The organism is Jiangella alba, from assembly GCF_900106035.1.
Classification (GTDB): Bacteria; Actinomycetota; Actinomycetes; order Jiangellales; family Jiangellaceae; genus Jiangella; species Jiangella alba.
The window spans coordinates 3,048,395-3,073,874 of sequence record NZ_FNUC01000003.1; the positions used below are offsets into that span (position 1 = coordinate 3,048,395).

The window sequence follows — 25,480 nt, forward strand, 5'->3', positions numbered from 1 at the left end:
GTTGGAATGAGCTGGAACGAAGGCCGTAAACCGCCTGGTCGCCCTGGAACGAAGGTGGAACGAAGGGCCCAGCAAGATCAACCCTTGGAACGAACGAGAGGCCCCTTCATTCCAACTTGACGCAGTTCCCGCTTCTACCAGTCGGGGGGTGCTGGTGGCGGCGCCATCTGGGGCGTGTCGGCCGACCACGGCAGGTCACTTCGAAGCAGCTTGCCTCGCCAGCGCTGGTCACCCGACTGGGTCGTCTCCCAGCCGTAGTCACCGCGCAACTTGTCGTTGAGCTGCCGGATGCCGAGGTGCTCGCGGCCCCTGCGGTCCTCGGCGACCCACTGTGTGTACGCCGCGTACAGCGCCCGCGCGGTGACGTAGTTGGTCCTCGCGTAGCCCTGGCCCTCGTACTCCAGTGGGTCGACCTCGATGAGCTGGCCGGTCTCGTGGAGGTCGCCGAGGAACTGCCCGACCGGGGTCAGGTCGTCGAAGGCGCGCATGGTCGCCTCGAGGAACCGCTGCGGCGTGTCCCTCGGGAATCTGCCGCCGTTGGCCAGGAACACCTCGACGAGCAGGACCAGGAGCGCTCGCTGCGCCTCGGGGTCGTTGACCAGCTCGTCGCGGGCCTCCTGGCGGTCGGTGTCGGCGTCGACCTGGGTGTCCATCAGTGAGACGTCGAGCCGCTTCTTCACGGCCGTGTCGGCGTCGATGATCGTGGGCATCGCGTTGGTCACGATGATCGGGGTGAACTCCGGGTACAGCTCGATCATCTCGTCGCTGCGCATCCGCCGGGCGAGGATCGGGTCACCGCCGGTCATCTTCTTGGCCTGGTCGTCGTGGAGCGCCCATCGCCGGGACGCCTCGAAGGCCACCGCCAGGCGGAGCCGCGCGACGGCCAGGAGGTCGGGCCGGGCGCGGTCGTCGAGGTTGCCGCGGAATACCGACACGTTGAACGACCCGGCGTAGTCGCCCAGGGTGCGCAGCGCCAGTTCCATGAGAGTCGACTTGCCGGTGTTGGTGTCACCGAGGATAACGATGAGCTTCTTCTTCGGGTTGCCGATCGTGAACGCCGCGTAGGCGATCACGCCGAGGATGTAGCTGCGCTCGGCCCTGTCGGGCAGGAACAGGTCGAGGAACTCGTCCAGCTTCTCGGACGCCGCCTCGGGGTCGTAGTCCACGGGGGTGCACCGCGTGTTGAGGTGCCCGGGCTCGCTCTCGATCAGCTCGCCGGTGCCGAGGTGCAGTGTCCCGTTCCCGACGACGACGTGGTCCGGGTCGGTGTCGAGGTCGTGCACGGAGACGGCGATCCGCTGCGCCGTCTTGAGGCCACGAACGATCGCCTCCCGTCGCGGGAGCGCCTCGCTCTGGTGCGCCCAAGACGCCCAGCGGTCGGCCCCCTGACCGGACGCGGCCTCGGCCTCCCTCCGGATGTCATCGATGACCCGGAGCGTGAGGTCCATCGCGACGCGGTCGTTCCGCCGCCACAGCCCGTCGACCCACTCGATGAAGATGTCCTTCTCGATCACGTAGCAGACCCGGCCGGCGGCCAGCCTCGCCGCTCGCGCGATGTTGCCCGTGTCGCTGGCAGTCTCGCTCAGGCCCGCCCTCGGCGCGGCTGCGGTCATCCGCCGGTCGACCGGCAGCGTGATGATGTCGGCGTCCGCCTGGTCGGCCGGTGGCGGAGTCAGGTACCGGCCGCGCTCGTCGTCGGCCGTCGCGCCCTGTTCGGCGTTGCGGTACGCCGCGCGAAGGATCTTCTCCAACGTCGCCAGCGCCGCCCGGTCTTGCAGTGGCGGCGTGCCGTCCCAGAGGGTCGTCAGCTCGGCGGTCGCGGTGTCGAGCGCGACACCGGCGCCGTGGCAGCTGACGGCCCAGGCCGCGACCTCGCCGTGCAGGGCACGTCGCGACGGCTCGTCCCCCAGGGACTTGATCATCTGAACCAGGTCCGGCGTGCTCATGGCCTCGCTCCCGTCATCCGGCCAAACGGCCCGCACGGTTCCTGGTCGACCTGCCACCGGCACGTTCCGCAGACCCGGTAGTGGACTAGGAGGACCTCCTCGGAGGCCGAGACGAGGGCACTGGTGCCCATCCACTGCGGCCAGCGGCTGACCTCCAGGGGTCGGCCACACCGCAGGCAGCCGGTTGGCCGGATCTGCGCCGGTTCGGGGCCGAGGGCGCGGCGCTCGAAGCACGCGGCGCACAAGAACTCGGGCCGGTCCCCCAGGACGACGTGAAGTTCGCCGTCGGTGTGGAAGCAGTCGACCTTGGCGCAGTTCGGGTCGCGGACGCACGCCATCGCCGCATCGAGAGCGCGCCGCACCCAGTCCGGCAACGCGTCGACGGGTGGCGGTGGGATAGAATTCATTCGAGCTACCTGCCTTCTTCGGATGAGGTTATTGGCGATGACCTCGGGTCTAGGTGGTTCTTCTCGGGTGATGATGGGTCGTCCTTTCCGGGCGACCCATCAGCCGTCTCTATGTACGCACTTTTGGTCGAGTCCGCCAGTGGCGAACAAGTCGGTTGCACTCGCGTACTGTCTTCTGTGCAAACACAGCTTGGTCTTGCTCGGCTTGAAGACCATCTTTCGCGAGATGAAGCGCTAGCTGCTGAGCGCATTTCGCGTGCAGCATGATGTCGCGTCCGGTTCCGCGCCACGCCACGAATGCGGTCTCGTGCTCTAACGACCTGCCGCACTTGAAGCACCTCGGCTCGCCGGGACCTACAAAAACGGGCAGGCCCTCCTCAATGAAGCTGTTTTCATTGACGACGCTCACGACACCGGCTCCTTCTCCTCAGCGCTCTCGCGCTCCATCCGGTCGGCAGCCTCAAGCATCACCACGGCCTCGCGGCGCAGCTGCTTGGCGCGGCTGGCCTTCAGCACCGCCAGCTCGTGGCGAGCCTGCGCCTCGACCTCCGGCTTGTTCCAGCGCACGGCCGACGCGATGCGTCGGACCGCGCTCATGATCTCTGGGTCGATGACGTACTTCCGCGGCATGGATGGGACCCCTTTCTTCCGGTGCAAAGAAAAAGGCACGAGCGACAAGCGCTCGTGCCTCATTCCTCATTCTCATTTCGACAATACCAAAAGCGGAATCAGAACTCCGCACTCATGCCCATCCGGCCTTCCGGTTGAAGCTCCCAGTATCGCCAGACGGCGTACCGCTCGACATTCACGATGAACGGGATCTCGTCGAACTCGGCCGCCCACCTGTGCAGGGCGTCGTGACGGGCCTGCGCCTTGGTGGCGGCGGCCAGGTGGTACGACCGGAGCGTCACCTGACCATCGATCGGGCCGCGCATGTCCACGCGCCAGTGGTTCGGGTCGTTGAAGCTGGCCGGTGTGATCGTGTTGTCACTCATCTGGACCCAGCCCACGCAGTCGTCACGTTGACATGAATGAGCTCTTCACCGTCGACGGTCTCACCGGTTCGAACGATGTCGAGCACGGCGATCCGCTCCCCAGCAGGTGGGGGGTTGTCGGCGATCGCTCGGGTGACGGCCATGAGCATGTTGGTCGTCTGACAGAACGTGAGCGGCCCTGGTGGCAGATGCAGGACGGCATCTGCCACCACGTCGAACACGCCATTGGCCCGGTCTTGCCTTGCTCTGAATACCATCTCGGTGCGCCTCCTCGGGGCTGCGGCGTGCTTGTGCTGTCGACCGTAGGGAGGCGTCGGGGCACGATCCGACAATCCGCCGTCTTCCCAGCGGACCTGGAAGAAGGGCACCACATCTGACCTGCGCGTTCGTGGTCCCAGCCAATTGCAATTACGTCATACAAATCTGATGATCGTGGTTCTGCGTGCACGGTCAGGAATGCTCGTTGCTGTTGGGATACAGTGGGTCTCCGTAGACGGGTTAAGGTGCTCGCAACAGAATGCGAGGCGACGCCGGGACCGAGCCTCCCGCACTCCCGGGAGTGTATGAGCGGCAGGAGCCTGCTCGTGTCTTCTTCCCGCCCTACCAAGAACCGCGCCCCCGACCGGCGCCAGCTCGTGTCGGTCGAGGCGTTCGCCGATCACATCGACGTCCACCCGCGAACCGTCCGCCGGTGGATCACCGAAGGCAAGCTGCCCGGCTACAAGGTCGGCAACCGCGGAGGGCACGGACTGTGGAAGGTCGACATGAATGACGTCGACCTGGTCGTCCAGCCCATCGAGCCGGGCGAGTGAGCGGCAGAGGATCCGAACAGACTGAAGCCGCCGTTGCAGGTTCGTTGCACACGGCGGCTCATCTGATCCGAAAACAGCCCCTGACCAGGCGGTATGTGAGTGGGCGATACTGGGATCGAACCAGTGACCTCTTCGGTGTGAACGAAGCGCTCTCCCGCTGAGCTAATCGCCCGGGCGCGAGCAGAACCATACCGCACCGCCGGGCCGCGACGGAAACCACCGCCGGAGTTTCGCGTTGCGCGATGTCCGGAATGGGCTGACACTACTGGCCATGAGCGCGTCGACCATCTCGTACCCTCTGGCCCTGCGCCTGCTCGACGAAGGTGACGGCGAACGGTACATCCAGGCGGAGCTGCGCTACTGCGCCACCGACCCGCTGGCGGTCACGGCGGTGTTCGACACCACGGCGCGCGAGCCGGTGCCGTGGGTGTTCGCCCGCGATCTGCTCAGCGCCGGGCTGGACGAGCCGAGCGGGCGGGGCGACATCAACGTCTGGCCGGCCCTCGACCCTCACGGCACGCCGACGGTGCGGCTGCGGCTGCGCTCCCCCGACGGCGATGCGGTGCTGGAGGCGCCGGCGTCGGCGGTCGAGGATTTCCTGGTGCAGACGTGGGCTCTGGTGCCGACGGGAATCGAGGGGCGGCTGCTCAGCATCGACGCCGTCCTGGACTCCCTGCTGGACCGTACCTGACCTCTCCACGTGTCGCTCGCCTGTTGTGCCCCGCGCAACGGTGGATTACGGTCGTCAGCACTTGAGACCCAGGTATCCGAGGTAAGGGCAGGCACGTGACCTTCAGCCACGACGTCGAACACTCGCTCGAGGTTGTCGTCGATCTGGTGAACTCAGATCCCGCCGCGGGCGGCAGCGAAGGGCTGCCCGACGTCGGCTCGCTGCGGTCGCTCATCGACACGTACAAGATCAGCGATCTGCCCACCATCACCGACGCCGACCTGCGCGCCGTCCGCGCGCTGCGGCCGCGGCTGCGTTCGATCTTCGAAGCCGACGAGACCGCCGAGGCCGCCGACCTGGTGAACGGGCTGCTCGACGGCACGCGCGTATGCCCGCGGCTGACGAATCACGACGGCTACGACTGGCACACCCACTACTTCGCTCCCGGCGCGGCGCCGGCCGAGCACCTGCTCATCGACGCGGGCATGGCGCTGTCGTTCGTCGTGGTCGCGGGCGAGCAGGAGCGGCTGCAGGTGTGCTCGGCGCCCGACTGCGGACGCGTCCTGGTCGACCTCTCGCGCAACCGCTCGAAGCGCTACTGCGACAGCCGCACCTGCGGCAACCGCCTGCACGTCGCCGCGTACCGCGAGCGGCAGCGCGCCGCCGCCGTCTGAGCGCGGCTACGGCTCGGGGTCGGCGCCCGCCCGCGCGGCGAACGTCGCCGCCGCCTGGGCCGTGACGGGGCCGGGCGCGGGCAGCTCGTGCCGCCGCCCGTCGTCCCAGACGACGGCCGAGACGGCCTGCACGTCGCGCGTCGTCGACGTGAGGAAGATCTCGTCGGCGGTGTCGAGGATGGCGAGGTCGAGGTCGGCCTCGGCGGCGTCGCACCACTCGATGACGAGGTCGCGGGTGACGCCCGCGAGGCAGCCCGTGGCGGTCGACGGCGTCAGCAACCGGCCACCGACGACGACGAACACGTTGCTGCCGGTGCCCTCGCAGAGCCGGCCGCGGGTGTCGGCGCACAGCGCCTCGCCGGCCCCGGCGGCCGCGGCACGGTCCAGCGCGATGACGTTCTCGGCGTAGGACGTGGTCTTGAGGCCGGCCAGGGCGCCCCGCTCGTTGCGCGGCCACGGCACCACCGCCACCGTCGCGACGTCGGGCTGCGGCGTAGCCGGCGCCAGCGCGACGACGAGCGTCGGGCCGGCGTCGCCGCGCTGCGAGCCGAGCGGTGCGACGCCGCCCGTGTAGGTGATGCGCAGCCGGTGGACGGCGTCGCCGGTGGCCTGTGCCGCGACCTGCTCGCAGGCCTTGGCGAGCTCGACGGGGTCGGGCGCCGGCAGGCCCAGCCCGGCGGCGGAGCGGCCCAGCCGGGCGAGGTGGCGGCCCAGCGCGAACGACACGCCGCCCACGACCTTCACGGTCTCGAAGACGCCGTCGCCCACCGTGAGGCCGTGGTCGAACACGCTGACGGTCGCCTCGGACTCGTCCAGCAGCTCCCCGTTCACCCAAGTCAGCACGAGGCCAAGCCTACGAGGCGCTCCGCCTTCAGCTCCGTCTCGGCCCACTCGCGGTCCGGGTCCGAACCCCACGTGATGCCGGCGCCGGTCCCGAACCGCAGCACGCCGCCCTGCGCCCAGAACGTGCGGATGCCGACCGCCAGCTCGCCCTCCCCCGTGCCCGCGTCGACCCAGCCGACGGCGCCGCAGTACGGGCCGCGCGGCGCCGTCTCGAGGTCGGCGATGGCCCGCAGCGCCGTCGACTTCGGCGCGCCGGACACCGACCCGGGCGGGAACGTCGCCTCGAACAGCTCCGCCCACCCGGCGCCGGGCAGCAGCCGCCCGCTCACCGTCGAGACCAGGTGCACCAGGCCGGGGTGCTTCTCGACGCTGAGCAGCTTGTCGACGGCGATGCTGCCGGTGACGCAGACGCGGGAGAGGTCGTTGCGGACGAGGTCGACGATCATGACGTTCTCGGCGCCGTCCTTCGCGGTGAGATCGGCGACGGTCCGTCCGGTCCCCTTGATCGGCGACGACGTCACGTGGTCGCCGCGGCGGCGCAGGAACAGCTCCGGCGACGCCGTCACGACCTGCAGGTCCGGCAGCAGGACGGCGCCCGCGAACGGTGCGTCGTGCCGGTCGCTCAGGATGTTCGCCAGCGGCAGAAGATCGTCCGTCCCGTCCGGCAGCGGCGCCTCCAGCACCCGGCACACGTTGACCTGGTACACCGTCCCGGCCGCGATGCGTTCCCGCACGTCACGGACGGCGCTCAGGTAGCCGTCGCGGTCCAGCGACGACGTCCAGGCGGCGGCTGCGGGCCCGTTCCAGCGCCGTCCGGCCGGCGGCAGCGGCGCGTCCTGCCAGTGGTCGAACCGGGCGCAGACGACGTCGCCCTCGAACGTGACGACCACGGCCCACCGCCCGGATCCGTCGAGGACCCGCAGGTCGGACGACACCTCCGCCAACCCGGTGGCCAGCTTCCCGCCCAGGTAGGCCAGGGGTCCCGGGGGCTCGTCCACAACACGCGACGCTACCGCGTTTGGCGACGGCGGCTTCGATGGGCTAATGTTTCACCCGCACCGCGGTTCCGGGAAACCGGCCCGATGCAGTGCGGACGTAGCGCAGTTGGTAGCGCATCACCTTGCCAAGGTGAGGGTCGCGGGTTCGAGTCCCGTCGTCCGCTCGGAGCGGGGCTCTGGCCCTCATCACGGTGGAGTGGCCGAGAGGCGAGGCAACGGCCTGCAAAGCCGTCTACACGGGTTCAAATCCCGTCTCCACCTCGGTACGAAGTCCCGGGCGATTAGCTCAGCGGGAGAGCGCTTCCCTGACACGGAAGAGGTCACTGGTTCAATCCCAGTATCGCCCACCACCAAACCGGCAGGCCCCACCCAGGCGGGTGGGGCCTTTCGCATTTCGGGCTCGGGAGGGACCCTCACCCGCATCCGTAGACCGGATACGGCGGATCCGCATGCAGCCGGTCACAGTCGCCACAGAGCGTGAGATCCATGACCAGCCGCTCGCGGTATTCACCGTCACGGCCGCACCACTCGCAGATCACCGCTGAGCGAGCCTGGAACTCGTCCGTGATCGCCCCGATCCGGCGTGTGGTGTCGCGAGGCGAGGAGGACGTGTCCACCTGACACGCCAGCTCCGCCCACTTCTGCTTGATCGCTGAGAACCGGTACACCGGGTCCACCTCGATGAGGCGGGCGTGGCACTCCGCGACCAGATCGCGCCAACCCTCCCCGACCGCGACCGAGTCGAGGGCGCCGCTCCTGGCGTGCGGTTCGAGTGCGGCGATGAGCTCGTGGCTGTTGCCTCGGTCGAGCACCCACATTGTCGTCATCCCCAGCAGACGGCGTGGTCGGTGGCGTCCACCAGTCCGGCAGCATGCTCCGGTGCGTGGCAGTCGACGGTCATGGCCGCAGCCTCCCACGTCAACGGGCTCAGCACGCCGGGCCGCTCCGAAACCCGGCATTCCGGGGCGCGTCAATTCACCTCCGTGTGGCAAGGACGACGCCCAGGCGTGCCAAGGCTTGCGAGCGGTCAGATCCGTTTGTCCACGACGATCCAGTTCGTCTCCCACGTCTCCCCGCCGTCGTCGGAGAACGCCTGCTCGAACCTCGCCTTGTCCGGTCCCTGCCGGACGATGCGGAAGCGGACCTTGATCGGACGTCCGTCGAGCTGGTCGTCGCCGTAGAACTCGCCCACACCGTCGTGGAAGCCGCCGTAGACGGCCGGGGTGAGCAGGCCGTCGCGCATGTTGACGAAGCTGAGGCTCCAGCGATCGGCCTGGGGCTCGTACAGCCGCAGGTTGAGCGCCTCGATCCGTCCGGCCGGGCCCTGCACCTCGAACTCGACGACGTTCGACCGGCCGTCCATCAGCGGACGGACGACGCTGGTGCCGTCGAAGCGGAGCCACTCGTCCGGCGACTCCGAGAGAGGCTCGGCCAGCACCCGCACCTGCGAGCGCCAGGTGCCGATCTCCCAGTCGAAGCTCCGCTGGCCCTCCACGACCGCGGCCTGAGCCGTTGACGGCGACGGCGCGGCCTCGCCCGGCGCCGCGGCCGCGGTGAGCGCGAGCAGCGACAGGCACGCGACCACGAACCGCTTCTGTGGCAGGGTGATCTTCCCGTGAGTGTTCATGCTGCGAATATCGGAGCCGAGCATGCCCGTGAACAAGAACGCACCTTCAGGTAACCCCTCGCCGGCGCGCCGCAACCCCATTCCCGGCTGCCCGATGGCCGCGGCGTTCGCCGCCGTCGGCGGGAAGTGGAAACTGACGCTGCTGTACTGGCTGGCCCACGGCGAGTGCCACTTCGCCGGCCTGCGCCGCCGCAGCGCGCCGATTACTCCGAAGGTGCTGGCCGAGCAGCTGCGCGAACTCGAGGCCGACGGGCTCGTCGAGCGGGTCGAGACCGGGCCCGTCCCGGCGCCGGTCATCTACCGGCTGACGCCGTACGGGACGACGGTGCTCCCGGTCGTCGAGCACGTCCGCGCCTGGGGCGAGGCCCACCTGGAGCACACCCACGGTGAGACCGCCCCGGGCGACGCCATGAGCTGCGCCGCCGCCCTCGCGTAGCCCGGCTACCGGCGTACGGCGTAGCGCAGGTGCAGGACACCGGGGTCCTCCAGCGTGCGCACCAGTTCGAGGTCCGTGTGCTCGGACGGGAGCCCGTCGAACAGCCGCCGGCCGCGGCCGAGCAGCACCGGCCGGAGCTGGATCTCGATCAGGTCCAGCACGCCGGCCTTCAGCGCCTCCTGGCCGGTGTTGGCGCCGTGCATCATCACGTCGCGGCCCCCGGCGGCCTGCTTGGCCTGCTCGACGCAGGAGGCGATGCCGTCGGTGACGTAGTGCACCCGCTCGTATGGGTTCTCGGCCGGCGGCTGGTGCGTCGGCACGAAGATCGGCACCCCGTTGTGGTGATCGCCGCCCCAGTAGCCGGCGAAGTCCGCGGTCCGCCGCCCGGCGATGACGGCGCCGGTCGCCATGCTCTCGTCGAACACCTGCTGGCTGTGGGGGTACTTGGGCCGGAACGCGTTCGGCCCTTCCGCGCCGGGCTCGGCCCCGCCGCCGAGCCAGTTCATCAGCCGCATCCCGTTGGTGCCCGCGGGGTTCTCGGCGTTGTCGTCCGGCCCGGTGATGAACCCGTCGAGCGACATCGCCATGGTCAGGTACACGTCAGACATTCCTCGTCCTCTCCCGGTCATCGGATCGTCACCGTGCAGACCGGGCGGGGCGGACGAACTCATCGGTAGGCTGCCGCCGCATGCCGAGGTTCCGCCGCTACCAGAGCGCCGTTCCGAACCGGCGCGGAACGTATCCGGGCATCTTCGCCCTCGCCAACGGCCTGGCCGAGCACGGCCTGCTCGGCACCGACGACCACGCCTGGCTGCGGGCCGCGAACCGCCGGGCCTACGACCTGCACAGCGACCCGTCCGCCGCCGACCCGCGCTGCTACGACCGCGACCGCAACCCCGGCGCGCGGGCCTGGTTCAAGGACCCGGCCGGCGAATTGCTCGGGTTCGTGTCCGGGTATCTCGCGCTGCTCGACCGGTACGCCGTCCCGTGGGTCGAGCTGACCACCGCCAGCCCGGGCCGCATCGTCTACGAGGACGCCGTCCAGGTCGTGGCCGTGCCGTACGCCTACCCCGGCGACTGGGTCCTCCGGGAACCGGTCAGGCCGGATCGCCCCGCTCCAGACCGGCGATCTGCCACGTGAGCCCGCGGCGCGCGTACGCCGGGCGCAGCCCCCGCTCCCGCAGCACGTCGAGCATGGCGCGCGGCGGGTGGACGAACGCGCGGTACTGCTCCCGCCGCAGCCGCATGACCAGGTTCGTCACCCCGACGAAGACCCGTCCGGCCAGGTTGCGCGGCGGGTGGCTGAACACCACCAGCCGGCCCGCGTGGTCGGCCACCGCCGCCAGCAGCCGCTCGTAGTCCGGGTAACAGCACACCACCCGGTGCAGCACGACGACGTCGGCGGCGGGCGCGCCGTCGGGGTCGGCGGCGATGTCGTGGACGCGGTACTGCGCGCGCCCCGTCAGCCCCGCGTCCGCAAGCAGCCGCGCGGCCTCGTCGCGGTAGGACGGCGACAGCTCCAGGCCGACGGCGGACGCGGCGCCGCGGCGCAGCAACTCGATCTGGATCTCGCCCACCCCGCCGCCGATCTCGAGCACCGTCGCGCCCTCGATGCCGCGCTGCTGCAGGAACGCGACCATGCGCGCCGCCGTGCGGTCGAGGCCGCGCTTGCGGTAGCGCCGCGCGACGTGGCGGGCGAACCCGGACGTGAACATGCGGTCGCAGCCGCGCGGATCACAGCAGCCCATGACACCACTTCATAGCGCGACGACGCGCCGCGAGTCGATCCCCGTGCCGTACTCGGGGTCGCTGCCCCGCACGTGCACCGAGTGTTCCGTCACCCGCGCCCGCCACAGCCGCAACCGCTCGGGCGGGTACAGCCACTCGACGGGGAACGGCTCGGTCTGCTCCGGGAACCGCGCCCGGCACGCCACCGCGGCGCAGGCCGCCAGCTCGTCGTCCGGGACCCGGCCGGCGGTGGCCTTCAGGTAGACGGCGCGGACGTCGCCGCCGACCGGCACGGTGGAGTCGTAGATCACCATGCTCACCTCGGGCTGGCGCACGATGTTCTGGGAGTGCTGCGCCTCGGGCACCGACAGCCAGTAGACGACGTCGTAGCCGTCGGGCGCGTAGTAGACGGGCGACACGCGGGCGCGGCCGTCCGGGTCGACGGTGCCGAGACTCAGATACCGCGTGGTGTCGATGACGTGGCGTGCGTTGTCTTCGAGCGTCATGGCGTCCTCGATCGCGCTGTGCGTGCCCGCGTCGCCATCCTGGCCGACGGCCGCGGCGCCGACAACCACGTGCGGGAGAATGGGCGGCATGGAGCTGTTCGGGGTCCGGCTGCTGCTGGCGGCCATCGTCGCCGCGTCGGGCGCGGCGATCGTCTGGATGGCCCGAGCCACCGCGTCCGGCCGGCTGCGGCGCAACTACTGGGCCGGCATCCGCACCCAGGCGACCCTCGCCAGCGACGACGCCTGGCTGGCGGCGCACCGGGCGGCCCGGCCGGCGACCGAGGCGGGTGGGTGGGCGGCCGTCGTCGCGGCGCTCGCCGTGTTCGTCGTGCCGGCCGACCCGGAAGGGCTGCTGGCGGTCCCGGTGCTTGCCGGGGTGGGCGTGCTGCTGGTGCTCGTGCTGGTCGGCGCCCGGCGGGGTGTCGTCGCGGCCCGCTCCGTCGGCGACGACGCTCCCCTGCGGTGACCACGGCGCCGGCCCGCGGCGCTGACGGGTGCGCCGGCCGCGGGTCAGCGCCGGTGCCGCTTGGCCTCCAGGTCGGCGATGACGGCGCGCCGGTGCCCGGGTGTGCGGCGGGCCGTGTTCAGGTCGGCCTCGCGACGCAGCTTGCGCCACCGGGCCAGCCGGTCCTCGTCCAGCTCCCCGTCCTCGACCGCGAGCAGGACGGCGCAGCCGGGCTCGGCCACGTGGGCGCAGTCGCGGAACCGGCAGCGCGCCCCCAGCTCCTCGACGTCCGCGAACGCCCCGGCGACGGCGGCGTCGTCGGCGACCAGGCCGACGGCGCGCAGGCCCGGTGTGTCGATCAGGACGCCGCGACCCGGCAGCACGACCAGCTCGCGACGGGTGGTGGTGTGCCGTCCGCGCCCGTCGCGGGCCCGGACGGCGCCCGTCGGCATGAGCGACACGCCCGCGAGCGCGTTGGTGAGCGTCGACTTGCCCGCGCCGGACGGCCCGACCAGCGCCAGTGTCCGGCCGTTGCGCAGCAGCCCGCCGAGCTCGTCCACTCCCGTCCCGGACACCGCGCTGACCAGCAGGATCTCGACACCCGGCGCGACCTCCGCGACCTCGTCGCGCATGCCGTCGGCGTCGGGCACGAGATCGGGCTTGGTGAGGACGACGACCGGCTGCGCGCCGCTCCCCCACGCCAGCACCAGTAGCCGTTCGATGCGGCCGAGGTCGGGGTCGGGATCGAGGTGCTCGACGATCACCACGACGTCCACGTTCGCGGCGACGACCTGGCCGTGTGACGTCCGGTCGGCGCTGTCGCGCACGATCGCCGTCCGCCGCGGCAGGACCACCTCGAGCGTGACCCGGTCGTCCGGCCAGTCGCGGACCGCGGCCCAGTCGCCGACGGCGGGCAGCGCCATGCGGTCGGCGGCCACGCAGCGCAGCACGTCGCCGCCGAACGTCGCGCGGACGGCGCCCATGCCGCCGGCGAGCTCGGCGCCACCGCGGTCGACGCGGCAGACCCGGGCCAGCCGGTGGGCGCCCCGGTAGGGACGGAAGGCCCGGTCGACCTCGGGCGTCCAGCCCAGGTCGAGCAGGCGTTGCTGGGAAGCAGACATGTGAGACCTTCTTCGGGTGCGGCCTCACGCGCGACGGTGTCAGCGGCGGCGTGCTGGCCGGAGAGTAGTGGAGCGAACGGATCCGATCACGTGCATGGCTACTCACCTCCTCCGTTGTCCACAGCCTGACGACGATCGTCACGTTATCCACAGGCGGGCCTTCGCGGCCAGCGAATAACCGCCCGCCCGGTCTACCGTTGATCTCGTGGAAGCGACACACGAGGTCACCAATCAGCCGCCGCCGCTCACCGGCTACGACGTGTTCGGCGCCGACGCCGCGCTCGTCGAGGCGGTCGGCCGCCACGCGCCCGCCGCCGCGGGTGCCGAGCTGCCCGCGCTCGGGCGGCTGGCGGGGTCGGCCGAGGCGCAGCGGTGGGCTCGCGAGGCGGACGTGAACGGGCCGGTCCTGCGCACGCACGACCGCTACGGTCACCGCCTCGACGAGGTCGACTTCCACCCCTCGTGGCACCGGCTCATGGCCACCGCCGTCGAACACGGGCTGCACGCCGCGCCGTGGGCGTCGCCCGAGCCGGGCGCGCACGCCGTCAGGGCCGCGAAGTTCCTGGTGTGGAGCCAGCTCGAGGCCGCCCACCTGTGTCCGGTGTCCATGACGTACGCCGCGGTCCCGGCGCTGCGCACCGACGCCGCCGTCGCCGCCGGGTGGGAGCCGCTGCTGACGTCGCCGGCGTACGACCCCGGCCTGCGTCCGCCCGCGGCCAAGGCCGCTGCGCTGGCCGGCATGGCGATGACGGAGAAGCAGGGCGGCTCCGACGTCCGCGCCAACACCACCCGCGCCGAGCCCACCGGCGGCGGGTGGTACCGCCTCACCGGGCACAAGTGGTTCTGCTCGGCGCCCATGAACGACGTGTTCCTGGTGCTGGCGCAGGCGCCGGGCGGGCTGACGTGCTTCGTCCTCCCCCGCGTCCTCGACGACGGCGGCCGCAACGCGGTGCGGCTGCAGCGGCTCAAGGACAAGCTGGGCAACCGCGCGAACGCGTCGGCCGAGATCGAGCTCGACGGCGCGCTGGCGCAGCGGCTGGGCGACGAGGGCCGGGGCGTGGCCACGATCATCGAGATGGTCGCCGCCACCCGGCTCGACTGCGTGCTCGGGTCGGCCGCGCTGCTGCGCCGCTCGGTCGCCGAGGCCACGTGGCATGCGGCGCACCGGTCCGCGTTCGGCGCCCGGCTGGCCGACTCCGAGCTGATGCGCGCCGTCCTCGCCGACCTCGCCCTCGAGTCCGAGGCCGCGACGGCCCTCGCCATGCGCCTCGCCGCGTCCGTCGACGCTGCTGCCGATCCGCACGAGCGGGCGCTGCGGCGCATCGGGCTGCCGCTGGCGAAGTACTGGGTGTGCAAGCGGACACCGGGCGCGGTCGCCGAGGCGCTGGAGTGCCTCGGCGGCAACGGGTACGTGGAGGAGAGCGGGATGCCGCGGTTGTATCGCGAGGCGCCGCTGAACTCGATCTGGGAGGGGGCGGGCAACATCCAGGCGCTCGATCTCCTGCGCGTGCTCACCCGCGAGCCCGACGCCGTCGCCGCCTGGCGCACGGAGGTCGAGGCCGCCAAGGGCCACGATCGCCGCCTCGACGACGCGCTGGCCGCGGTCACGGCCACCCTGATGAGCGGCGACCTCGCCGGCCTCTCCGCGGCGGCCGCCCGCCGCGCCGGAGCGGGCGTCGGCGGGCCTCTCGGCACGGACGGAGCGGGCGGCGCCGGGGTCGGGGTCCGTACCGCCGCGGCCGGCGTCGACGGAGCGGGCGCTCCGGGGCAGGCGCGGGTGCTGGCCGGGCACATGGCGGTGTTGCTGCAGGCCAGCCTGCTGGTCCGGTTCGCCCCGGCCGCCGTCGCCGACGCGTTCTGCGCCAGTCGCCTCGACGCCCGCCACGGTGTCTACGGCGCGCTGCCCGCCGGCCTCGACACCGCCGCGATCGTCGAACGAGCCACCCCGGAGGCGCCATGACCCCACCGACGCCCGCAGTAGCCACGTGCCACCGCCAGCGACAGCGCCTGAGCTCGCCCTCCTCCCCGCGCTCGGACGCTCCGCGACGGGTCCTGCACGCCACCCCGGAACTGCCACCACCGGTCGAACACCTCAGTGCGAGCCGCCACGTCACCCCGGAGGCGCCATGACCAGCCCCAACCATCCCCGTCCCGCGACGAACGTTCGCCACACCGCTGCGGAGGCAGCGTGATCTGCTCCGCGTGCGGTGAGCAGCGCCACCAGGACTGCCCCGCGCTCGAGAAGGGCCGCTCCTGGTGCGACTGCCAGCATCAGACGACCGACCGCGACGTGGAGCCGGCCACCGGCCACGCCTCCGAATGAGCAGGCGACCGGCGAGCCGACGCGCCGGCGGTCAGGGGGCGGTGCGCCAGTCGTGGTCGATCTGGCGCATCAGGGGCGGGTAGACGAACAGGTGGCGGAACGGCGCGATGAGTCCCATGTAGGCGCGCCCGAACCAGCCGTTGGGCTTCACCAGCACCGCCATCTGACCGCGGTGGCCGCCGTCGCCGTCCTCGACCCAGGTCAGGTGCAGGACGGCGTGGACGGTGCGGTTGGCGAGCTCGGCGGCCCACTCGTCAGCCGTCAGGAAGACGGAGGTGAACGGAAGCCGGTCGAACTCCGGGCCGGCTGGGCCGTCGCGCAGGTCGTCCGGCAGCCGGTCCCGCAGCGTCGCGACCCGGCCGCCGACGCCGGCCTTGGGATCGTCCCAGCCGAACCAGGCGCCGAGCTTCCAGCGGATCGCGAACAACGCCCGCGCCACCCGCGACGGACTGCCCGACGTGTCGCCGGTGGCGGACTGCCGGACCAGGCGGGGGAAGTCGTCCGGGCCGCCGGGCGTCGGCAGCGCCCAGACGTCGTAGAGGCGGAAGTCGGGGGCGAGCTCGTGGATGCGCCACGGCCTGGACGTGTGGGCGGAATCGGGCAGCTTCATGGGTCGGTCCTCCGTGCGATCGGTGCCGAGTCGAGTCCGAGCACGCCACCGACGGCGCGCGCCGCGAGCGTCTCGTCGTGCGGGTCGTGGCCGGCCAGCGCGATGACCGTCCCTTCGAGCGCGCCGACGAACGCCAGCGCCAGGGTCCGCGACGGCACACCGGCCGGGATCGCGCCGGCCCGCCGTCCGTCCTGGATGAGCCCTTCGCAGAGGCAGACGAGCGCCTCGTAGCCGCGTTCGATCTCACGCCCGACCGGATGGTCCTGGCCGCTGAACTCCAGCCGCAGCGCGATCGCCATCCGCGCGATGTCGCGGCGGCAGTACACGGCGTGCCCGCGGGCCAGCGTCAGCAACGCGGCCACCGGCTCGGTCTCCCGCTCGATCAGCGGGCCGACCTCCTGCTGCCACGTCCCGATCCCCCAGTCGATGACCGCGAGCGTGAGTTCCTGCTTGTCGCGGAACTGGTGATAGAGGGCGCCGCGCGTGTACCCGGCGTCGCGGGCGACGCGTTCCAGCGAGAGGTGCCCGTACCCGTAGCGCGACAGCCCCCGCGCGGCCGCCTCCAGCAGCGCGTCGCGGCTACGCGCCCGGCGATCGGCCTGCGTGGGCCGCTCGCCCGGCCGGGTCCGGCTCACGGCGATCGCCACATACATACGTGCATGTATGTAGGTTAGCGCGACGGTGATGCGGACGCGGCGGCGGGGACGAGGCGGTGTGCGTCAGCGCCGCACGGGGACGGCCCAGCTGCGCCGGGACGGCCGGGGCGAAGGCGGCCAGCGGTGGCGAAGTCGCACGACACAGCGCCGGCCAGCGGCGGGGACGGCGGTGGCCAGCACGGAACCGGCCCGCGCGGACAGGCGAGCGATGGCGAGCCCGCTCGACGCCGAGCCCGGCCAGCGGCGCGGGGACGGCCAGCGGCGCGGGGACGGCCGGCAGTGGCGAGCCCGCACGACACAGCGCCGGCCAGCGGCACCGGGACGGCCAGCGGTGGCGAGCCCGCACGACGCAGAGCCGGCCAGCGGCGCGGGGACGGCAGTGGCGGCAAGCCCGTGCGGCGCAGGGTCAGGCAGAGGTGCACGGATCACCAGAGGGGCACGGCGCGGCGCGGCGGCGCACAGGCCAGACGGGAGACGAGCCAGCCGGCCAACCCGGGGCCGGGCGCCAGGGCAGACGGCTCAGCGCGGGTGCCCGGGGCGTCGAACCCCGGGTACCCGAGCAACTGGGCAACTGGGCAACTGGGCAGCCGGGCAACGCGACAACCAAGCAACCGATCAGCCGGGCAACCGAGCAGCGATCAGAACTGGACGTTCACCGAGCAGTCGGGGATCTCGTCGACCTGGGCGATCGCCTCGTCGTCGACGAAGACGCCGAGGGAGCCGGTGCAGCCGGAACTGGACAGGGTGCCGTCGAAGTCGGCGCGGACGGAGCGGCCGTCGGACGCGGTGCCGGTGCAGGACGCGTCGCCGGACAGCGACGTGCCGGAGCGGGACAGGTCGGTGGAGCAGTCGGGGCCGCTCGAGAGGGTCACGCCGGCGTCGGACAGCTGCCGCGCAACGGCGTCCTCCAGGGCGGTGGCGGCGAGGTCGTTGAGACCCTGGTCGAGTTGTTCGGAGCAGGCCGTCAGCGCCAGAACACCGGCGGCGAGCAGGACGACGGGGCGCAGGAGTCGTAACACGGCGCCGACCCTACAGGCGCCGGATTAAAACCTACTCAATCACTATGGAATCTCGCGATGCAAGACAACATTGCCCGAATGATGGACACGCCGTTCGCGCCGGGAAAGTGAGCATGGCACGATGCTCTGCATGTTGTCCGTCATTCCACTGCTGCTCGTGAGTCGGCGTCACGTCGACTACGGCCGCATGGACAGCATGCTCTGTCTGGCGTTCTGACCGCCCCGGACTCACCAGCCGGGCGCGCGGTCGCGCCGGCAGGCACCCCGGGCACCCGGTCCCGAGCCGAAACGCACCGTGCGTCCCCGACCCCTCGAGGACTGCACTGCACATGTCGCCTACGCAGACGCCGGCCCCCAAGCGCCCCAAGGGCCAGGGGCAGTGGGCCCTCGGCCACCTGGAGCCGCTGAACCCGAACGAGCGGATCAAGAAGGACGATGACGGCCTCAACGTCCGCAAGCGGATCGAGACCATCTACAGCAAGCGCGGGTTCGCCAGCATCGACCCGCAGGACCTGCGCGGCCGGTTCCGCTGGTGGGGCCTGTACACGCAGCGCCGCCCCGGCATCCCCGGCGGGAAGACGGCGGTGCTGGAGCCGTATGAGCTTGACGACGAGTACTTCATGCTGCGGGTGCGCATCGACGGCGGTGCGCTCAGCCTGGAGCAGCTGCGCACGGTCGCCGAGATCTCCACGACGTACGCGCGCGACACCGCCGACGTCACCGACCGGCAGAACATCCAGCTGCACTGGATCCGGGTCGAGGACGTGCCGGTCATCTGGGAGAAGCTGGAGGCCGTCGGGCTCAGCACGACGGAGGCCTGCGGTGACGTGCCGCGGGTCATCCTGGGCTCCCCCGTCGCCGGCATCAGCGCCGCCGAGGTGCTGGACCCGACGTGGGCGGTCGACGAGATCCAGCGCCGCTACATCGGCTCGGCGGAGTTCTCGAACCTGCCGCGCAAGTTCAAGTCGGCGCTGAGCGGGCTGCCCGACATCGTCCACGAGGCCAACGACATCGCGTTCGTCGGCGTGAACCACCCCGAGCACGGCCCGGGCCTCGACCTCTGGGTCGGCGGCGGGCTGTCGACGAACCCGAAGCTGGCCGTCCGGCTCGGCGCGTGGGTGCCGCTGGAGGAGGCGCCGGAGGTCTGGGCCGGCGTCACCGGCATCTTCCGCGACTACGGCTACCGCCGGCTGCGGCACCGCGCGCGGCTGAAGTTCCTCGTCGACGACTGGGGCCCGGAGAAGTTCAGGGAGGTCCTCGAGAGCGACGAGTACCTCGGCCGCAAGCTCATCGACGGCCCGCCTCCCCCGCCGCACGTCGAACCGATCGACCACGTCGGCGTCCACGAGCAGAAGGACGGCCGGTTCTACGTCGGCGTCGCGCCGCTGGTCGGCCGGGTGTCCGGCACCATGCTGAGCAAGCTGGCCGACGTCGTCGAGGCGCACGGGTCGGGCCGGCTGCGCACGACGCCGCACCAGAAGCTCGTCATCCTCGACGTCGACGCCGACCAGGTCGAGTCGCTGGTGACGGCGCTCGACGCGATCGGGCTGCAGGCGCGGCCGAGCGTGTTCCGCCGCAGCACGATGGCCTGCACCGGCCTCGAGTACTGCAAGCTGGCCATCGTCGAGACGAAGCAGCTCGCCGTCGACACCATTGCCCAGCTGGAGCAGCGGCTGGCCGACCTCACCGACCAGCTGGACGTGCCGATCTCGCTGCACCTCAACGGCTGCCCGAACTCGTGCGCCCGCATCCAGGTCGCCGACATCGGGCTGAAGGGCCAGATCGTCAAGGGCGAGGAGGGCTTCCAGGTGCACCTCGGCGGCGGCCTCGGCCTCGACGCCGGCTTCGGCCGGAAGCTGCGCGGCCTGAAGGTGACGACCGCGGAGCTGCCCGAGTACGTGGAGCGCGTCGTCCGGCGCTTCATCGACCAGCGGACGGACGGCGAGCGCTTCGCCCAGTGGGTGGCGCGGGCCGACGAGGAGGCGCTCCAGTAATGAGCGAGACCAGGGCCGCGATCATGCACTGCCCGTTCTGTGCGGACGAGGACCTCCACCCCGTGGAGGAGCCGCACGGTGCATGGGAGTGCCGGTCCTGTCTGCGGGTGTTCTCGGTGAAACTGCTCGGCCTCTCGACCAGAAGGAGTGCAGGATGACCCTCTGCCCGACGAACTCCCTCGAGGCGCTCGCGCTGGACGCGGCCCGGAACCTGGAGGACGCGCCGGCCGGCGAGATCGTCCGCTGGGCGCACGAGACCTTCGGCGACCGGTTCGCCATCACCGCCTCGATGGCCGACGGCGTGCTGTCGCACGTCGCGTCGACGGCGGTGCCGGGCATCAAGGTGCTGTTCCTCGACACCGGCTATCACTTCGCCGAGACCATCGGCACCCGCGACGCCATCGCGGCGACGTACGACGTCGAGGTCGAGACGATCACGCACCCGCTGCGCGTCCCGGAGCACGAGGCCGAGTACGGGAAGCTGTACGAGATCGACTCCGACCTGTGCTGCGCCATCCGCAAGGTGTGGCCGCTGGACCGCGCGCTCAAGCCGTACGACGCCTGGGCCGGCGGCGTGCGCCGCTCCGAGTCGCCCACCCGCGCCAACACGCCGGTCGTCGCCTGGGACCCCAAGCGCGGCAAGGTCAAGGTGAACCCGCTGGCCACCTGGACCGACGAGCAGGTCGACGCCTACGTCGAGCAGCACAGCATCCTGGTGAACCCGCTGCGCGAGCTGGGCTTCCTGTCCATCGGCTGCGAGCCGTGCACGCGCCCCGTCGCCGAGGGCGAGGACGCCCGCGCCGGCCGGTGGTCGGGCTCGTCGAAGACCGAGTGCGGGATCAACATCTGATGTATCCGCTGCAGCTGGACGTCGCCGGCCGGCGGGTCGTCGTGGTCGGCGGCGGCCCGGTGGCCGCCCGTCGCACGGCGCCGCTGGCCGACGCGGGCGCCGAGGTGCACGTCGTCGCGCCGTACCTGTGCGAGCCGCTGGCCGAGCTGGTCGGCGCCGGACGGGTCACGTGGTCGCCGCGCGACTACACCGCCGGCGACCTCGACGGCGCCTGGCTGGTGCACACCGCGACCGGCGACCCCACGGTCGACGACGCCGTCGCCGCGGCCGCCGACGCCCAGCGCACCTGGTGCGTCCGGGCCGACGACGCCGCGCGCTCGTCCGCGTGGACGCCGGCGGTGGCGCGGGTCGGCGACGTGCTGGTGGCGGTGACGGCGGGCGGCGACCCCCGGCGTGCCGTCCGGCTGCGCAACGCCGTGCAGACCGCGCTGGAGACCGGCGAGCTCCCTCTGCGCCGCACCCGGCCGGACGGACGCGGCCGCGTCGCCCTCGTGGGCGGCGGACCCGGCCACACCGGCCTGATCACCACCCGCGGCCGTCAGCTGCTGGCCGCCGCCGACGTCGTCGTGGTCGACCGGCTGGGGCCGCGCGCGCTGCTGGCCGAGCTGGACGACGACGTCGAGGTCATCGACGTCGGCAAGACCCCCGGCCACCACCCGGTTCCGCAGGACGAGATCAACCGCATCCTGGTCGAGCACGCCCAGGCCGGCAAGCAGGTCGTCCGGCTCAAGGGCGGCGACCCGTTCGTGCTCGGCCGCGGCGGCGAAGAGGTGGCCGCTTGCCGGGCCGCCGGCGTCCCCGTCGAGGTCGTCCCCGGCGTCACCAGCGCGGTCGCCGTGCCGGCGGCCGCCGGGATCCCCGTGACGCACCGCGGGCTGGCCAAGCAGTTCACCGTCGTGTCCGGGCACGAGGGCCTCGACTGGGCCCACCTCGCCGGCACCGAGGGCACGCTGGTCTTCCTCATGGGCGTCAGCCTGCTCGCCGACACCGCCGCCCAGCTCGTCGCGCACGGCATGGACCCGGACACCCCCGCCGCCGTCGTCGAGGACGGCTTCGGCCCGGGCCAGCGGGTGACGACCGCGCCGCTCTCCGGCATCGCGCGGGCGGCCGCCGAGGCGGGCGCCCAGCCGCCCGCCGTCATCGTCGTCGGCGACGTCGCAGCGCTCGCGACCACCCTAGTCACGGCGGATTAGATCCTGTATCTTCGATCGAACGGCCGGTTGCGGGCTGAGTGACCCGCCCGCAGCCGGCCGATTCAGCGCGGTGGACGTCCCCGCGCCCGGCCACGGCGGCGCCGTCGTCGAAGAGCCGCTCGACCTCGGCGGCGCGGTGCGGGACGGCGCGCAGCCGGGCCAGCACGAGGTGCTCGACGAGGTCGTTGAGGGCCTGCTCGACGACGGCCAGCTCGCCCGGGCCGAGGGTGCGGGCGCGGCCGGCCAGCCGGGCCAGCTCCCGCCCGATGATCGCGTCGCTGCGCCGGCGCAGCCGTTCCTCAGTGCCTTGCATGGCTGCCCGCCACCGCGGTGACGCCGTCGTAGCGCAGCCGCAGCATCATCCCCTGCTCGGCGTGCGGCAGGTTGTGGCAGTGATTCATCCAGACGCCCGGGTTGGCCGCCTCGAACGCGACGTCCCACACCTCGCCGGGCCGCACGTCGAAGGTGTCGACCCACAGCGGGCTGCCGGTCGCCGCCCGGCCGTCGCGGGCCAGCACCAGGACGCCGTGGCCGTGCAGGTGCCACGGGTGGGTCTCCAGGCTGCGGTTGACGACGGTGAAGCGGACGAGGTCGCCCTCGGCCACCAGCTGCTCCGGGATGGACGGGTGGCCGCGGCCGTTCACCGTCTGCGCGAACGCCGGACGGCCGTCGACCATCGCCGCGCCGCGGTCCAGCACCATGGTGAAGTGCCGGTCGTAGTCGGTGTCCAGCGTGAACGGGACGTCGTCCGGCCCGCCGTAGTGCAGCGGGTCCAGTTCCGGCCAGCCGCCGGTGTCGGGGACGTCGCCGTCGCCGCCCAGGCGCAGCCGCACCTCGCCGTCCACCGTCAGCGCCACCGGCCGGTCCGGCATCGCGAACGTGACGTCGTACCGGCCGCCCGCGGGCAGCCGCAGCGCCCGCTCGGACGCCTCGCCGGGGTCGTGCACGTCGCGCCCGTCCACCGCGGCCAGCCGGAACGCCGTCCCGGCCAGCCCGAACCGATGCGGCTCGGAGTCGGTGTTCAGCAGCCGCAGCCGCACCGACGCGCCCCGCGCGGCGTCCGGTGCGAGCACGCCGTCGTCGTCGCCGATGGCCAGCACGCCGTCGTAGGTGTGCACCGGCAGGACGAGGTCGACGTCGTCGGGCGTGGCGTCGCGCGGGGTGACGACCAGCGTGCCGAACAGGCCGCGGCGCACGCCGATGTGCGACACCTGGTGCGTGTGGTACCAGAACGTGCCGGCCTGGTCGGCCCGGAACCGGTAGCCGAACTCCGCACCGGCCGCGACGACGTCCTGCGTGGTGCCGGGCGCGCCGTCCTCGCCGCACGCGACGTCGTAGCCGTGCCAGTGGATCGTCACCCCGTCGTCGATGTCCTCGTTACGCAGCGTCACCTCGACGAGGTCGCCCTGCACGGCGGTCAGCGGCGGCCCGGGCAGCCGGCCGTCGAACGTCCACGCGTCGATCTCCCGCCCCGACGTCAGCGCGACGGCCGAGCGCCGCGCCGTGACGCTGTAGGTCTGGACGGCGCCACCTGCGGCCGGCGTGGTGGGGCCGCGCAGGTCGGTGACGGGGGTGCCGTGCTCGGCCGGGTGGACGGCGGCCGCTCCCCCGCCCGCGTCGGCGGACGGCGCCCGGACGAACGCCAGCCCGATGCCGGCCGCTCCGGCGCCGGCGGCCGCGACGCCGAGGAACCGGCGCCGGGTCAGCGGCCCGCCGGCGGTCTGCCGTTCGGCGGGCGGCGGCGCCACCACCGCCTGCGCCGTCACCAGCACCGCGCCGGCCACGCCGGCCACCGCGAGTAGCGCGACACTCCACGTCAGCGGGTAGCCGCCGACGTACGTCACGACGAACCCGGCCAGCGCCGCGTAGCCCACCGCGAACAGCGACGTCACCGCCGCCGGCGGCAGGTCGCCGCCGCGCAGCAGCGGCCGTCCCGCCAGCACCGCCGCGGCCGCCACCGTCACGACCAGCAGCGGCACGCCCACCAGCACCTTCTCCTGGACGAACCACCAGCCGCGATCGGCCAGCACCGCCACCAGCGTCAGCCGCCCGGCGACGGCCAGGACGCCGCCCGCCGCCAGCCCCAGCGCCACCCGCGTCCGGCCGGCCGCCGCCACCGCGCCCGCGGCCAGCCAGAGCGCCGCCGTCAGGACCGCGACGACGTGATCGAGGACGACCAGCTGGCCGGTGCTCACGCCGCGACGGGCGGCTGCTGGGTGGCCGCCGGGCGGCGCGCCTCGGCGAGCACGCGGGCGCTCAGACCCAGGATCGCCAGCCCGTTCAGGGCGTGCAGCCCGAACACCAGCGTGCCGGCGGTCGACGACGTGTCGCCGGAGTCGTTCAGCGCGTCCGCGAGCACCCGGATGAGGCTCTGCAGCAGCACCAGGCCGGCGATCCCGGCGGTCATGCCGATCAGCCGCCCGCCGACCTTGGCCACCGCCGCCATGATCGTAGCCAGCACCGCGAGCAGCAGGATCACCGTGCCGAGGATGGCGTGGGCGTCGAACGCCTCGTCGTTGGGCGCGGTGTCGAACGCGCCGACCGCCGCCAGATAGAACTGCACCACGACCGCCGCGAGCACCAGCACCGCGAAGCCGAGGAAGACCTTCCGCATGATCGCTCCCTCCGGGCCGGCGACGTCGCCGGACCTCGGGAGCGATCATTCGCCCGTGCGGGGGTGCGGGTCGTCCGCTCCGGAACGGCACCGACTACGCAGATCTGCGTACTCCGGCCGCCGCCGGCTACGCCCGCCGGCGTACGCGGGTCAGGACGCCGCGAGCCGCGCCTTCTCGGCCTCGACGTCGAAATCGGCCGGTGGCCAGCCCAGATCCAGCGCCTGCAGGTGCTCGATGAGCAACTGCGTGACCGCCAGGTTGCGGTACCACTTGCGGTCGGCCGGGACGACGTGCCAGGGCGCGGCGCCGGTGTTGCAGCGCTCGAGCGCGAGTTCGTAGGCCTGCTGGAAGTCGGGCCAGAGCTTGCGGTCGTCGATGTCGCCGGGGTTGTACTTCCAGTACTTCGCCGGGTTCTCCAGCCGCTCGGCCAGCCGGTCGCGCTGCTCGCCGGCGGAGATGTGCAGCATGACCTTGACGACGACGCAGCCGGACGCGGCCAGCTCGCCCTCGAAGTCGTTGATGGCGTCGTAGCGCGACTCGACGACGGCCGGGCGGGCCAGCTTGCGCACCCGCGCGGCCAGCACGTCCTCGTAGTGGCTGCGATCGAACACGCCGACCTGGCCGGCGTCGGGCAGCGCCTGGCGGATGCGCCAGAGGAAGCCGCGGCGCCGCTCGTCGGGCGTCGGCGCCTTGAACGCCCGGATGCTGACGCCCTGCGGGTCCATCAGCCCGACGGCGTGGCGCATGGTGCCGCCCTTGCCGGAGGTGTCCATGCCCTGCAGGACCAGCAGCAGCCGCTCCACGCCGCCGCTGCGGCCGGCCGCGAACAGCCGTTCCTGCAGGTCGGAGATGACCGGGCCGAGCTCTTGCAGCGCCGCCTGGCCGTCGGCCTTCCTGCCGTCGAAGCCCGGCGTGGCGCGGGGGTCGAGCGCCGAGAGGTCGACCGGCCCGGACGGGAGACGAAGGAGCGACGACCACGTCGGCTGAGTCATCGATTCAGCGTAACGGAGGG

The 25,480-nt window shown here is 72.4% G+C and carries 29 protein-coding genes and 4 tRNA genes; 13 read left to right on the forward strand and 20 right to left on the reverse strand.

The window, feature by feature from the left end; genetic code table 11:
* Positions 1–134: 134 nt before the first annotated feature.
* From BLV02_RS16415 to BLV02_RS35695, 4 genes are all read right to left on the reverse strand, one after another.
* Positions 135–1,946, reverse strand: a complete 1,812-nt coding sequence (locus BLV02_RS16415; protein ID WP_069111636.1) for a DNA primase family protein — start codon at positions 1,944–1,946, stop codon at positions 135–137.
* Positions 1,947–2,758: 812 nt separating this feature from the next.
* Entirely contained in the window at positions 2,759–2,983 is a 225-nt protein-coding gene (locus BLV02_RS16425; RefSeq protein ID WP_074946387.1) for a hypothetical protein, read from the reverse strand.
* A gap of 98 nt (positions 2,984–3,081) precedes the next feature.
* Entirely contained in the window at positions 3,082–3,348 is a 267-nt protein-coding gene (locus tag BLV02_RS16430) for a hypothetical protein (protein WP_141711587.1), read from the reverse strand.
* The gene (locus BLV02_RS35695; protein WP_141711586.1) at positions 3,345–3,716 is read right to left on the reverse strand and encodes a hypothetical protein; all 372 of its coding nucleotides are present in this window, start codon (positions 3,714–3,716) and stop codon (positions 3,345–3,347) included. Before BLV02_RS35695 ends, BLV02_RS16430 begins: the two co-directional genes overlap by 4 nt.
* Positions 3,717–3,932: 216 nt before the next feature.
* Here BLV02_RS35695 and BLV02_RS35105 point away from each other — a divergent pair, with 216 nt between their 5' ends.
* Complete coding sequence (locus tag BLV02_RS35105; protein ID WP_176986524.1) at positions 3,933–4,160, forward strand: helix-turn-helix domain-containing protein; 228 nt, start codon at positions 3,933–3,935, stop codon at positions 4,158–4,160.
* Between the two features lie 100 nt (positions 4,161–4,260).
* Here the strand turns inward: BLV02_RS35105 and BLV02_RS16440 are convergent.
* Positions 4,261–4,332, reverse strand: a tRNA-Val gene (locus BLV02_RS16440).
* A gap of 99 nt (positions 4,333–4,431) precedes the next feature.
* Between BLV02_RS16440 and BLV02_RS16445 the strand changes: the two genes are divergently transcribed.
* Complete coding sequence (locus tag BLV02_RS16445) at positions 4,432–4,851, forward strand: SsgA family sporulation/cell division regulator (RefSeq protein ID WP_069111631.1); 420 nt, start codon at positions 4,432–4,434, stop codon at positions 4,849–4,851.
* 95 nt (positions 4,852–4,946) lie between these two features.
* Positions 4,947–5,504, forward strand: coding sequence for a CGNR zinc finger domain-containing protein (locus tag BLV02_RS16450; RefSeq protein ID WP_069111630.1), 558 nt, complete (start codon positions 4,947–4,949; stop codon positions 5,502–5,504).
* Positions 5,505–5,510: 6 nt separating this feature from the next.
* Here the strand turns inward: BLV02_RS16450 and BLV02_RS16455 are convergent, their stop codons facing one another.
* Entirely contained in the window at positions 5,511–6,347 is an 837-nt protein-coding gene (locus tag BLV02_RS16455; RefSeq protein WP_069111629.1) for an aminotransferase class IV, read from the reverse strand.
* Positions 6,341–7,345 carry a chorismate-binding protein gene (locus tag BLV02_RS16460; protein WP_069111628.1) on the reverse strand — a complete coding sequence of 335 codons (1,005 nt, stop codon included), beginning with the start codon at positions 7,343–7,345 and terminating at the stop codon, positions 6,341–6,343. The genes BLV02_RS16455 and BLV02_RS16460 overlap by 7 nt, the downstream gene beginning before the upstream one ends.
* Positions 7,346–7,436: 91 nt before the next feature.
* Between BLV02_RS16460 and BLV02_RS16465 the strand changes: the two genes are divergently transcribed.
* From BLV02_RS16465 to BLV02_RS16475, 3 genes are all read left to right on the forward strand, one after another.
* A tRNA-Gly gene (locus BLV02_RS16465) sits at positions 7,437–7,509 on the forward strand.
* A gap of 26 nt (positions 7,510–7,535) precedes the next feature.
* Positions 7,536–7,606: transfer RNA gene (locus tag BLV02_RS16470), tRNA-Cys, on the forward strand.
* Between the two features lie 14 nt (positions 7,607–7,620).
* Positions 7,621–7,695: transfer RNA gene (locus BLV02_RS16475), tRNA-Val, on the forward strand.
* A gap of 63 nt (positions 7,696–7,758) precedes the next feature.
* Here the strand turns inward: BLV02_RS16475 and BLV02_RS16480 are convergent.
* Entirely contained in the window at positions 7,759–8,163 is a 405-nt protein-coding gene (locus tag BLV02_RS16480) for a hypothetical protein (RefSeq protein WP_074946389.1), read from the reverse strand.
* 209 nt (positions 8,164–8,372) lie between these two features.
* Positions 8,373–8,972, reverse strand: coding sequence for a hypothetical protein (locus tag BLV02_RS16485; protein ID WP_069111626.1), 600 nt, complete (start codon positions 8,970–8,972; stop codon positions 8,373–8,375).
* A 94-nt stretch (positions 8,973–9,066) separates the two neighbouring features.
* Here BLV02_RS16485 and BLV02_RS16490 point away from each other — a divergent pair, with 94 nt between their 5' ends.
* Positions 9,067–9,408: a winged helix-turn-helix transcriptional regulator gene (locus BLV02_RS16490; RefSeq protein ID WP_069111625.1), complete on the forward strand. Its 342-nt coding sequence runs from the start codon at positions 9,067–9,069 to the stop codon at positions 9,406–9,408.
* Positions 9,409–9,413: 5 nt separating this feature from the next.
* Here the strand turns inward: BLV02_RS16490 and BLV02_RS16495 are convergent, their stop codons facing one another.
* Positions 9,414–10,016: a dihydrofolate reductase family protein gene (locus BLV02_RS16495; RefSeq protein WP_069111624.1), complete on the reverse strand. Its 603-nt coding sequence runs from the start codon at positions 10,014–10,016 to the stop codon at positions 9,414–9,416.
* An 80-nt stretch (positions 10,017–10,096) separates the two neighbouring features.
* Between BLV02_RS16495 and BLV02_RS16500 the strand changes: the two genes are divergently transcribed.
* Complete coding sequence (locus tag BLV02_RS16500) at positions 10,097–10,549, forward strand: hypothetical protein (protein WP_069111623.1); 453 nt, start codon at positions 10,097–10,099, stop codon at positions 10,547–10,549.
* Here the strand turns inward: BLV02_RS16500 and BLV02_RS16505 are convergent.
* The gene (locus BLV02_RS16505) at positions 10,506–11,156 is read right to left on the reverse strand and encodes a class I SAM-dependent methyltransferase (protein ID WP_069111622.1); all 651 of its coding nucleotides are present in this window, start codon (positions 11,154–11,156) and stop codon (positions 10,506–10,508) included. The genes BLV02_RS16500 and BLV02_RS16505 overlap by 44 nt on opposite strands.
* A 9-nt stretch (positions 11,157–11,165) precedes the next feature.
* Positions 11,166–11,711, reverse strand: a complete 546-nt coding sequence (locus BLV02_RS16510) for a pyridoxamine 5'-phosphate oxidase family protein (RefSeq protein WP_216094234.1) — start codon at positions 11,709–11,711, stop codon at positions 11,166–11,168.
* Between the two features lie 19 nt (positions 11,712–11,730).
* Between BLV02_RS16510 and BLV02_RS16515 the strand changes: the two genes are divergently transcribed.
* The gene (locus tag BLV02_RS16515; protein WP_069111621.1) at positions 11,731–12,108 is read left to right on the forward strand and encodes an SdpI family protein; all 378 of its coding nucleotides are present in this window, start codon (positions 11,731–11,733) and stop codon (positions 12,106–12,108) included.
* A 44-nt stretch (positions 12,109–12,152) separates the two neighbouring features.
* Here BLV02_RS16515 and rsgA read toward each other — a convergent pair whose 3' ends face one another.
* The gene (gene rsgA / locus BLV02_RS16520; RefSeq protein ID WP_069111620.1) at positions 12,153–13,208 is read right to left on the reverse strand and encodes a ribosome small subunit-dependent GTPase A; all 1,056 of its coding nucleotides are present in this window, start codon (positions 13,206–13,208) and stop codon (positions 12,153–12,155) included.
* A 205-nt stretch (positions 13,209–13,413) separates the two neighbouring features.
* Here rsgA and BLV02_RS16525 point away from each other — a divergent pair, with 205 nt between their 5' ends.
* Positions 13,414–15,168, forward strand: coding sequence for an acyl-CoA dehydrogenase family protein (locus BLV02_RS16525; RefSeq protein ID WP_069111619.1), 1,755 nt, complete (start codon positions 13,414–13,416; stop codon positions 15,166–15,168).
* Positions 15,169–15,562: 394 nt separating this feature from the next.
* Here BLV02_RS16525 and BLV02_RS16530 read toward each other — a convergent pair whose 3' ends face one another.
* From BLV02_RS16530 to BLV02_RS16540, 3 genes are all read right to left on the reverse strand, one after another.
* Entirely contained in the window at positions 15,563–16,141 is a 579-nt protein-coding gene (locus BLV02_RS16530; protein WP_069111618.1) for a DUF2867 domain-containing protein, read from the reverse strand.
* Positions 16,138–16,776 carry a TetR/AcrR family transcriptional regulator gene (locus tag BLV02_RS16535; RefSeq protein ID WP_216094233.1) on the reverse strand — a complete coding sequence of 213 codons (639 nt, stop codon included), beginning with the start codon at positions 16,774–16,776 and terminating at the stop codon, positions 16,138–16,140. The genes BLV02_RS16530 and BLV02_RS16535 overlap by 4 nt, the downstream gene beginning before the upstream one ends.
* 659 nt (positions 16,777–17,435) lie before the next feature.
* Complete coding sequence (locus BLV02_RS16540) at positions 17,436–17,816, reverse strand: hypothetical protein (RefSeq protein ID WP_069111616.1); 381 nt, start codon at positions 17,814–17,816, stop codon at positions 17,436–17,438.
* A 329-nt stretch (positions 17,817–18,145) separates the two neighbouring features.
* Between BLV02_RS16540 and BLV02_RS16545 the strand changes: the two genes are divergently transcribed.
* The 3 genes from BLV02_RS16545 (at position 18,146) to cobA (ending at position 21,853) form a co-directional block, all read left to right on the forward strand.
* Positions 18,146–19,810, forward strand: coding sequence for a nitrite/sulfite reductase (locus BLV02_RS16545; RefSeq protein ID WP_069111615.1), 1,665 nt, complete (start codon positions 18,146–18,148; stop codon positions 19,808–19,810).
* Between the two features lie 154 nt (positions 19,811–19,964).
* Positions 19,965–20,660: a phosphoadenylyl-sulfate reductase gene (locus BLV02_RS16550; protein WP_069111614.1), complete on the forward strand. Its 696-nt coding sequence runs from the start codon at positions 19,965–19,967 to the stop codon at positions 20,658–20,660.
* A complete protein-coding gene (gene cobA / locus BLV02_RS16555; protein ID WP_069111613.1) occupies positions 20,660–21,853 on the forward strand; it encodes a uroporphyrinogen-III C-methyltransferase in 1,194 nt (397 codons plus the stop codon). Before BLV02_RS16550 ends, cobA begins: the two co-directional genes overlap by 1 nt.
* On the opposite strand, the gene BLV02_RS16560 is transcribed toward cobA, so the two are convergent.
* The 4 genes from BLV02_RS16560 to BLV02_RS16575 all read right to left on the reverse strand — a co-directional run bounded on the left by BLV02_RS16560 (position 21,840) and on the right by BLV02_RS16575 (position 25,460).
* On the reverse strand, positions 21,840–22,166 hold the full coding sequence (locus BLV02_RS16560; RefSeq protein WP_069111612.1) for a hypothetical protein: 327 nt from the start codon (positions 22,164–22,166) through the stop codon (positions 21,840–21,842). The genes cobA and BLV02_RS16560 overlap by 14 nt on opposite strands.
* Positions 22,153–24,048 (reverse strand): multicopper oxidase family protein, encoded by a 1,896-nt coding sequence (locus BLV02_RS16565; RefSeq protein WP_069111611.1) that lies wholly within the window; start codon positions 24,046–24,048, stop codon positions 22,153–22,155. The genes BLV02_RS16560 and BLV02_RS16565 overlap by 14 nt, the downstream gene beginning before the upstream one ends.
* Entirely contained in the window at positions 24,045–24,467 is a 423-nt protein-coding gene (locus BLV02_RS16570; RefSeq protein WP_069111610.1) for a DUF6220 domain-containing protein, read from the reverse strand. Before BLV02_RS16570 ends, BLV02_RS16565 begins: the two co-directional genes overlap by 4 nt.
* A gap of 150 nt (positions 24,468–24,617) precedes the next feature.
* The gene (locus BLV02_RS16575) at positions 24,618–25,460 is read right to left on the reverse strand and encodes a PPK2 family polyphosphate kinase (protein ID WP_069111609.1); all 843 of its coding nucleotides are present in this window, start codon (positions 25,458–25,460) and stop codon (positions 24,618–24,620) included.
* Positions 25,461–25,480: the final 20 nt, after the last annotated feature.